The sequence below is a fragment of the Streptomyces sp. NPDC025273 genome (genome assembly GCF_040638585.1).
GTDB classification, from domain to species: Bacteria; Actinomycetota; Actinomycetes; order Streptomycetales; family Streptomycetaceae; genus Streptomyces; species Streptomyces cinereorectus.
This window is the reverse complement of sequence record NZ_JBEZYP010000025.1, coordinates 54,962-63,047: the sequence shown is the minus strand read 5'-3', so window position 1 is coordinate 63,047 and position 8,086 is coordinate 54,962. Positions and strand designations below refer to the sequence as shown.

Here is an 8,086-nt window from a genome sequence, read left to right as displayed (position 1 = left end):
GGGGCCCCCCCCCGCGCCCCCCGCCACCCCCCGCCACCCGCGGGGCGGGGCGGGGCCCCGCGGGGCCCCCCCCGCCGCCCCCCCCCCCCCCGGGCCCCCCGGGGGGGGGGGGGCCCCGCCCCCCGGCCCCCCCCCACGGCCTGTCGTCCGGAAGGAGGGACGTCGATGAGCACGAAGGACTTCGTCGAGAAGGACTACTACAAGGTCCTCGGCGTCCCCAAGGACGCCACCGACGCCGAGGTCAAGAAGGCGTACCGGAAGCTCGCCCGCGAGTTCCACCCGGACGCCAACAAGGGTGACGCGAAGGCGGAGGAGCGCTTCAAGGAGATCTCCGAGGCGAACGACATCCTCGGTGACCCCAAGAAGCGCAAGGAGTACGACGAGGCGCGCGCCCTCTTCGGCAGCGGAGGCTTCCGGGCGGGTCCCGGCGGTGCGGGCGGCAACTTCAACTTCGACCTGGGTGACCTCTTCGGGGGCGCCCCGGGCGGCGGTCAGGGCGCCGGCGGTTTCGGTGCCGGTGGCGGCGGCCTGGGCGACGTCTTCGGAGGACTGTTCAACCGGGGCGGCACGGGCACCCGTGTCCAGCCGCGCCGTGGCCAGGACATCGAGTCCGAGGTGACGCTCAGCTTCACCGAGGCGGTCGACGGGGCCACCGTCCCGCTGCGGATGTCCAGTCAGGCGCCCTGCAAGGCCTGTTCGGGCACCGGCGACAAGAACGGCACCCCGAGGGTCTGCCCGACCTGTGTCGGCACGGGCCAGGTGTCGCGCGGCAGCGGCGGCGGATTCTCGCTCACCGACCCCTGCGTGGACTGCAAGGGCCGGGGCCTGATCGCCCAGGACCCCTGCGAGGTCTGCAAGGGCAGCGGCCGGGCGAAGTCGGCCCGCACGATGCAGGTCCGGATTCCCGCCGGGGTGCTGGACGGACAGCGGATCCGGCTGCGCGGCAAGGGCAGCCCGGGCGAGCGCGGCGGCCCGGCCGGCGACCTCTACGTCGTCGTCCATGTCGACGCCCACCCGGTGTTCGGCCGCAAGGGCGACAACCTCACGGTCACCGTGCCCGTCACCTTCACGGAGGCGGCGCTCGGCGGCGAGGTGAAGGTCCCCACGCTCGGCGGACCTCCGGTCACCCTGAAACTCCCGGCGGGTACGCCTAACGGGCGTACGATGCGGGCTCGCGGGAAGGGCGCCGTGCGTAAGGACGGCACCCGGGGCGACCTCCTCGTGACCGTCGAGGTGGCCGTGCCCACGGATCTCGGCGCGGACGCCCAGGAAGCGCTGGAGGCCTACCGGAAGGCGACCGCGGGGGAGGACCCGCGGGCGGAGCTGTTCCAGGCTGCGAAGGGAGCTTGAGATGGACGGCCGTCGACGCAATCCGTACCAGCTGACCGATGAATCACCGGTGTACGTGATCTCGATCGCGGCCCAGCTCTCGGGCCTGCACCCGCAGACACTGCGCCAGTACGACCGTCTCGGCCTGGTCTCGCCCGACCGCACGGCCGGGCGCGGCAGGCGCTACTCGGCCCGCGACATCGAACTGCTCCGCACGGTGCAGCAGTTGTCGCAGGACGAGGGGATCAATCTGGCGGGCATCAAGCGCATCATCGAGCTGGAGAACCAGGTCGCCGCGCTCCAGCAGCGTGTCGCCGAGCTCTCGGCGGCGGTCGACGGCGCGGCCATGGCCATGCAGCAGCGCGAAGCCCAGGTGCACGCCTCCTACCGGCGGGACCTGGTGCCGTACCAGGACGTGCAGCAGACCAGCGCGCTGGTCGTCTGGCGGCCCAAGAGGCCGACGGACTGATCCGGCGGGACAGGGTCCGCCCCGGGGTCTCATCCCCCCGGGGCGGACCCTGTCCGCGTGCCCGCGGCGGAGTCCACGATGCCGGACCGCACGATGAGGGCGCCGAGGTGGGTGCGGCTGGTGGCACCCAGGGTCCGCATGAGCTTGGCGACGTGGGAGCGGCAGGTACGGACGCTGATGCCCAGTTTGCGGGCCACGACGTCATCGACATCGCCCTCGCTGAGGAGCCGGGCGATGCTCTGCTGGACGGCGGTGACCTGGACTCCGGGGGCGGTCGTCGGGAGGTGCTGGGTGAAGGGAGTGGCCTGCGCCCAGAGGACCTCGTAGACCTGGACGAGGTAGCGGACCAGCGCGGGGTGGCGGATCTGCAGCGCCGCACCGCGGTCGGGGGTGGCGGGGATGAAGGCCACCGTGCGGTCGAAGATGAGGAGCCGCTCCACGGTCAGCTCGGTGGTCCGCACCTGGAGGGACTCCGCGGGCACCTGCCGCAGGTAGTCCCTGACCTGGGTGCTGTAACGCGCCGGGTGCTGGTAGATGTGACGGAGCCGGGCGCCCCGGGCGATGACCGTCGTGGCGTTGTCCAGGGCCGTTCGCAGGGTGCTGGGGGGCCGGGTGCTTCCCGGCTGCGCCGTGAGGACCTCGTCCGTGGCCTGGGCGGTGGCGTCCTGGATGGCCGTTCGTATCGCCTCGGGCCCTTCCAGTACGGTGATCGCCAGATGGGGGTCACCGTTGGCTATGACGGTCAGGGGCGCCAGCGACCGGGTCAGCCGGAGCGTCCGCTCGATGCGCTCGTCTATCTCGTGCGTGAGCGGCTGCAACAGGCGGGCCAGGGCGGCCGACGGCGGGACGGGGCGCAGCCAGTCCTCGTCCCAGGGATCGGCCTGGACCAGCGCCGCGTCGGTGAGGCACGGTGCGGCGGCGATGTCCGAACGGGCGATCCGCCCGTGGCGTAATGCCCGTTCGTACAGCTCGAGTCCGGGAGCGCAGAGCTCTCTCGGCCCGTGACGGTGCGGCGGTCGAACCGGTTCTGTCCCCATCTGGGAGCCCCCCGCTTTGTGCACTGCAACAAGTTACCGGTGGCGCGAGCCTAGTGGCCGGGTGGAGTGTGGGTGTGTCACCGCGCCCGAATGTCCCGGCCCGGTGTGTCACCGCGCCCGAATGCGCGGGCCGTTGCGCTCCTCATCGAGTGGCGACGCCGCGTGCGACGAGATCCGACCGTCAGTTTTCCTGGTCAAGGATCCCCGACTGCGAGATGAGGTAGCCGAGCTGTGCCCGACTGCCGCTGCCGAGGGCCGCGTTGAGCTTGGCTATGTGCGCACGGCACGTACGGACGTTCATGCCGAGTCTCCGGGCTATGGAATCGTCCACGTGCCCCTCGACCAGCAGTTGGGCGATGGAGCGCTGCACCCCGCTGATCCCGGCGGGAGTCGGGGTGTACGGGACGTCCTCCAGCAGGGGGGTGGCGCGTTGCCAGAGTTGCTCGAAGACGTTGATCAGGTAGGAGACGAGGCCCGGGTGCCGGAGTTCCAGTGCGACTGTCAGGTCGTCCTGAGCGGGAATGAACGCGACCGCGCGGTCGAAGATGAGCATGCGTTGTACGAGCTCCTCGAGCGTGCGTATCTCCGCGCCCTCGGCGAGCCGTTCCGCGTACGCGAACGTCCCGTGATGATGGCGGACCGTGTGCTGGTAGAGCGTGCGGATGCTGACGCCGCGGTTCACCACGGCCCTGCCCCGCTCCAGTCCCTTGCTGAGGATGTCCTCGCTCCGGACCCCTCCGGGCTGCACGGTGAGCACTTCGCTGCGGCACTCCGCCGTGGCCACGTCGATGGCCGCGTTGATGCGGGTGCCGCCTTCGAGCACGGTGATGGCGTGCGTCGTGGGCGGATCCTGGGCACTGATGTCCATGAAGGGTTCGAAGGACTCGGTCAGTTCCAGGGAGTGGCGCCTGCGCTCCTGGATCTCCCTCTCGATGGGGTACAGCCGCTGGGCGAGGGCCGCCGAGGGCGGCACGGGGCGTAGCCAGTCCGCGTCGTCGGGGTCGGGGTGGAGCAGAGCGAAGTCCATCAGGCACGGAGCGGGTTCCACCTCCGAACGCGGTATGCGGCCGGACCGCAGCGCGCTCGCGTAGAGGTGCTGTCCCGCATCGCATAGTTGGGTGATCCCGTGCTGATGCGCCCCATTTGAGTCACATGTATCCATATCTCCACCCCCCATGTTCCTGTACGTGCAAGAACATGATGCATCGATCCAGTGGTGCTTGCGTGTCCGCGTGAGACATCGTCTTGAGAGCGGGGGAGATGAATCCATCAAGTGAGGACGAAGCCGAAATGTCTAAGCGAATGCTTCGCTCGGTGCTTGCCACAGCTTTCGTGGGGGCCCTGGCCTACGGCGCGTTGGATGCCCACGACATCACCTGGGGGGTTGCGCAGACCGAGCAGGCGACGGTCGTGCCCGGTGACATCACGTGGGGTGCGGCTCCGGGTGACATCACGTGGGGCGCTGCCTCGGGTGACATCACATGGGGTGCGGCTTCAGGAGACATCACATGGGGTGCCGCTTCCGGTGACATCACGTGGGGCACGGCTCCGACCGGCACCGCGGTATGACCACCCCCCCGGACGACCGCACCTTCCGGCGGGAGATGGCCACGGCCTACAGGTCAGGGTGGCACTTCATCGATCTGCTCACGGCGCTGACCCGCCAGGGCGATTCGTTGATGGTCACCCTGTTCGGAGAGCCGATCGTCGTCGTGATGGAGACGGATGACGACGTCCGCGCCTATCGCTGTCTCCGCCGGCCCCGAGGGGCACCGCAACCGGTCCGCTGTGCCGTGAGGTACGGCATGATCTTCGTCAATCTCGATCAGCGTGACCACGAGCTGTTCGAACAAGAAGCCATTTCCGCCACCCCCCGCAGCGCCTGAACGATTCCCCCGTCGTTCCATGTCGTTCAGGCGCTTCCCCCACACAACGGCGCCATCGTGACCTGAACACGATGGCGCCGTTGTGCTGTCCGGAAACGGTCAGCCCCTGCCGAGCGCCCGGTCCACGGCGATCTCGATGACGACCCGGTCGGGGTTGTGCGCCGGAGTGCGTTCATAGCGCTCCGCGTAGCGCCGTACCGCGTCCTCCACCTGGTCCACCCCCGTGCGCACCGCCGCGCGGCCCTCCAGGGTCGCCCAGCGGCGTCCCTGCATCTGGCAGACCGCGACCCGTGCCCCCTCCGGGCCGGCCGCCAGCACGTGGGCGACCTTCCTGCTGTTCTTGTTGGTGATCACACGGGCGAGCCGGGTCTCCGGGTCGTACGTCACGCCGACCGGCACCACATGTGGAGTGCCGTCCGGGCGGAGTGTCGTCAGGGTGCACACGTGGCGCTCCCGCCAGAAGGCGAGGTACTCGGGGCCGGGGTTGCGTACGTCAGGCATGGGGTCAGCCTAGATTCGGGTGCTGTCGTGCGCGTGCGGAGGTGTGCGTTCAGGCTTGAGTGGAATAGACTCAACTTTGTACCCGTTGTTCGAGTCATAGTTCTGGGAAGCATCAACAGGAGGAGGCAGCGCCCGTGGACGCCGAGCTGACCAACAGGAGCCGGGACGCCCTCAACGCGGCCACCAGCAGGGCCGTCAAGGACGGGCACCCCGATCTGACCCCCGGGCATCTGCTGCTCGCACTGCTCGCGGGCGAGGACAACGCGAACATCATCGATCTGCTGGCGGCGGTCGACGCCGACCAGGCGGCCGTGCGTGCCGGGACCGAACGGCTCCTCGGCGCGCTGCCCAGCGTCACCGGGTCGACCGTGGCGCCGCCCCAGCCCAACCGTGAGCTCCTCGCCGTCATCTCCGACGCCGCACAGCGGGCGAAGGAGCTCGGCGACGACTACCTCTCCACCGAGCACCTGCTGATCGCCGTGGCGGCGAAGGGCGGCCGCGCCGGTGAGATCCTCGACGGGCAGGGAGCCGGCGCCAAAAGGCTGCTGGACGCATTCGAGAAGAGCAGGGGAGGGCGCCGGGTGACCACTCCCGACCCCGAGGGCCAGTACAAGGCCCTGGAGAAGTTCGGCACCGACTTCACGGCCGCCGCGCGCGAGGGCAAGCTGGACCCGGTCATCGGCCGCGACCAGGAGATCCGCCGCGTCGTACAGGTGCTGTCGCGCCGCACGAAGAACAACCCCGTGCTCATCGGTGAGCCCGGCGTCGGCAAGACGGCCGTCGTCGAAGGGCTCGCCCAGCGCATCGTCAAGGGTGACGTCCCGGAGTCCCTGAGGAACAAGCGGCTCGTGTCCCTGGACCTCGGTGCCATGGTCGCGGGCGCCAAGTACCGCGGCGAGTTCGAGGAGCGGCTCAAGACCGTCCTCTCCGAGATCAAGGAGAGCGACGGCCAGATCATCACCTTCATCGACGAGCTGCACACGGTCGTGGGCGCGGGCGCCGGCGGCGACTCCGCGATGGACGCGGGCAACATGCTCAAGCCGATGCTGGCGCGCGGTGAGCTCCGCATGGTCGGTGCCACCACCCTGGACGAGTACCGCGAACGCATCGAGAAGGACCCCGCCCTGGAGCGCCGCTTCCAGCAGGTCCTGGTCGCCGAGCCGTCCGTCGAGGACACCATCGCGATCCTGCGCGGGCTCAAGGGCCGCTACGAGGCCCACCACAAGGTCCAGATCGCCGACTCCGCGCTGGTGGCCGCGGCGACCCTCTCCGACCGTTACATCACCTCCCGCTTCCTCCCCGACAAGGCCATCGACCTGGTCGACGAGGCGGCCTCCCGGCTCCGTATGGAGATCGACTCCTCCCCCTTGGAGATCGACGAGCTCCAGCGCGCCGTCGACCGGCTGCACATGGAGGAGCTGGCGCTCAAGAACGAGACCGACGAGGGTTCCAAGCAGCGTCTGGACAAGATCCGTCGCGACCTCGCCGACAAGGAGGAGGAGCTGCGCGGTCTCACCGCCCGCTGGGAGAAGGAGAAGCAGGGCCTCAACCGCGTCGGTGAGCTCAAGGAGCGTCTGGACGAACTGCGCGGACAGGCCGAACGCGCGCAGCGCGACGGCGACTTCGACACCGCGTCCAAGCTGCTCTACGGGGAGATCCCGGGCCTGGAACGCGAGCTGGCCGAAGCGGCCGAGGCCGAGCAGGAGGCTGCCCGGGACACCATGGTCAAGGAGGAGGTCGGCCCAGACGACATCGCCGATGTCGTCGGCGCGTGGACCGGCATCCCGGCCGGACGCCTCCTGGAGGGCGAGACCCAGAAGCTCCTGCGCATGGAGTCCGAGCTGGGCAGGCGCCTGATCGGGCAGGGCGAGGCGGTGCGCTCCGTCTCCGACGCGGTGCGCCGCACCCGCGCGGGAATCGCCGACCCCGACCGCCCCACCGGCTCGTTCCTCTTCCTCGGCCCGACCGGTGTCGGCAAGACTGAGCTGGCCAAGGCCCTCGCGGACTTCCTGTTCGACGACGAGCGGGCCATGATCCGCATCGACATGAGCGAGTACGGCGAGAAGCACAGCGTCGCCCGCCTCGTCGGTGCGCCGCCCGGCTACGTCGGCTACGAGGAGGGCGGCCAGCTCACGGAGGCGGTCCGCCGCCGCCCGTACAGCGTCGTCCTGCTGGACGAGGTCGAGAAGGCCCACCCCGAGGTCTTCGACATCCTGCTCCAGGTCCTCGACGACGGCCGCCTCACCGACGGGCAGGGCCGGACGGTCGACTTCCGCAACACCATCCTGATCCTCACGTCGAACCTGGGCAGCCAGTTCCTGGTCGACCCGCTCACCGAGCCCGAGGTCAAGAAGGAGCAGGTCCTGAAGGTCGTGCGGGCGTCGTTCAAGCCGGAGTTCCTCAACCGGCTCGACGACCTGGTCGTCTTCTCCGCCCTGTCGGGCGAGGAGCTCGCCCACATCGCGGGCCTCCAGATCGGGCGCCTCGCCGGCCGGCTGGCCGACCGGCGGATCACCCTCGACGTGACCCCGGACGCCCTGGCCTGGCTGGCCGACGAGGGCAACGATCCGGCGTACGGCGCCCGGCCGCTGCGCCGGCTGATCCAGACCGCGATCGGGGACCGGCTCGCGAAGGAGATCCTCGCGGGCGAGGTCAAGGACGGCGACACGGTGCGGGTGGAACGTTCCGGGGACGGCCTCCTCGTGGGGACGGCGCCCCCCGCCAAGACGCTGTAGACCGCGTGTGTGCCCCTGGCCGGAACCGATCGCTGTCCCGGCCGGGGGCACACGTGTGCCGGACGTCGTCGCATTGACGGGTGTATTCAGCACTCATTGCCCGGCGAAGCCATTCGGTCCGACCTCGCG

At 70.0% G+C, this 8,086-nt stretch carries 8 protein-coding genes; 5 read left to right on the top strand and 3 right to left on the bottom strand.

The window, feature by feature from the left end:
- Nucleotides 1-165 precede the first annotated feature (165 nt).
- Both dnaJ and AB0F38_RS29095 read left to right on the top strand, forming a co-directional pair.
- Nucleotides 166-1,350 carry a molecular chaperone DnaJ gene (dnaJ, locus tag AB0F38_RS29100; RefSeq protein WP_361899617.1) on the top strand — a complete coding sequence of 395 codons (1,185 nt, stop codon included), beginning with the start codon at nucleotides 166-168 and terminating at the stop codon, nucleotides 1,348-1,350.
- Between the two features lies 1 nt (nucleotide 1,351).
- The gene (locus tag AB0F38_RS29095; protein WP_361899614.1) at nucleotides 1,352-1,798 is read left to right on the top strand and encodes a helix-turn-helix domain-containing protein; all 447 of its coding nucleotides are present in this window, start codon (nucleotides 1,352-1,354) and stop codon (nucleotides 1,796-1,798) included.
- A gap of 29 nt (nucleotides 1,799-1,827) precedes the next feature.
- Here the strand turns inward: AB0F38_RS29095 and AB0F38_RS29090 are convergent, their stop codons facing one another.
- Nucleotides 1,828-2,835 (bottom strand): helix-turn-helix transcriptional regulator, encoded by a 1,008-nt coding sequence (locus tag AB0F38_RS29090; protein WP_361899611.1) that lies wholly within the window; start codon nucleotides 2,833-2,835, stop codon nucleotides 1,828-1,830.
- Nucleotides 2,836-3,016: 181 nt separating this feature from the next.
- Nucleotides 3,017-3,862 carry a helix-turn-helix transcriptional regulator gene (locus AB0F38_RS29085; RefSeq protein ID WP_361899609.1) on the bottom strand — a complete coding sequence of 282 codons (846 nt, stop codon included), beginning with the start codon at nucleotides 3,860-3,862 and terminating at the stop codon, nucleotides 3,017-3,019.
- Between the two features lie 287 nt (nucleotides 3,863-4,149).
- On the opposite strand from AB0F38_RS29085, the gene AB0F38_RS29080 reads away from it, so the two are divergent.
- On the top strand, nucleotides 4,150-4,404 hold the full coding sequence (locus AB0F38_RS29080) for a 5'-nucleotidase (protein WP_361899606.1): 255 nt from the start codon (nucleotides 4,150-4,152) through the stop codon (nucleotides 4,402-4,404).
- Nucleotides 4,401-4,721: a (2Fe-2S)-binding protein gene (locus tag AB0F38_RS29075; RefSeq protein WP_361899603.1), complete on the top strand. Its 321-nt coding sequence runs from the start codon at nucleotides 4,401-4,403 to the stop codon at nucleotides 4,719-4,721. The genes AB0F38_RS29080 and AB0F38_RS29075 overlap by 4 nt, the downstream gene beginning before the upstream one ends.
- Nucleotides 4,722-4,820: 99 nt before the next feature.
- On the opposite strand, the gene AB0F38_RS29070 is transcribed toward AB0F38_RS29075, so the two are convergent.
- Nucleotides 4,821-5,222: a TIGR03618 family F420-dependent PPOX class oxidoreductase gene (locus tag AB0F38_RS29070; RefSeq protein ID WP_361899601.1), complete on the bottom strand. Its 402-nt coding sequence runs from the start codon at nucleotides 5,220-5,222 to the stop codon at nucleotides 4,821-4,823.
- Nucleotides 5,223-5,356: 134 nt separating this feature from the next.
- Between AB0F38_RS29070 and clpB the strand changes: the two genes are divergently transcribed.
- A complete protein-coding gene (gene clpB, locus AB0F38_RS29065; protein ID WP_361899598.1) occupies nucleotides 5,357-7,957 on the top strand; it encodes an ATP-dependent chaperone ClpB in 2,601 nt (866 codons plus the stop codon).
- Nucleotides 7,958-8,086: the final 129 nt, after the last annotated feature.

Coding starts and splice junctions, on each gene's coding strand:
- AB0F38_RS29085 (WP_361899609.1), bottom strand. CDS start 3,862: ATGGACTTCGCTCTGCTCCACCCCGACCCCGACGACGCGGACTGGCTA.
- AB0F38_RS29075 (WP_361899603.1), top strand. CDS start 4,401: ATGACCACCCCCCCGGACGACCGCACCTTCCGGCGGGAGATGGCCACG.
- AB0F38_RS29070 (WP_361899601.1), bottom strand. CDS start 5,222: ATGCCTGACGTACGCAACCCCGGCCCCGAGTACCTCGCCTTCTGGCGG.
- AB0F38_RS29090 (WP_361899611.1), bottom strand. CDS start 2,835: ATGGGGACAGAACCGGTTCGACCGCCGCACCGTCACGGGCCGAGAGAG.
- AB0F38_RS29095 (WP_361899614.1), top strand. CDS start 1,352: ATGGACGGCCGTCGACGCAATCCGTACCAGCTGACCGATGAATCACCG.
- dnaJ (WP_361899617.1), top strand. CDS start 166: ATGAGCACGAAGGACTTCGTCGAGAAGGACTACTACAAGGTCCTCGGC.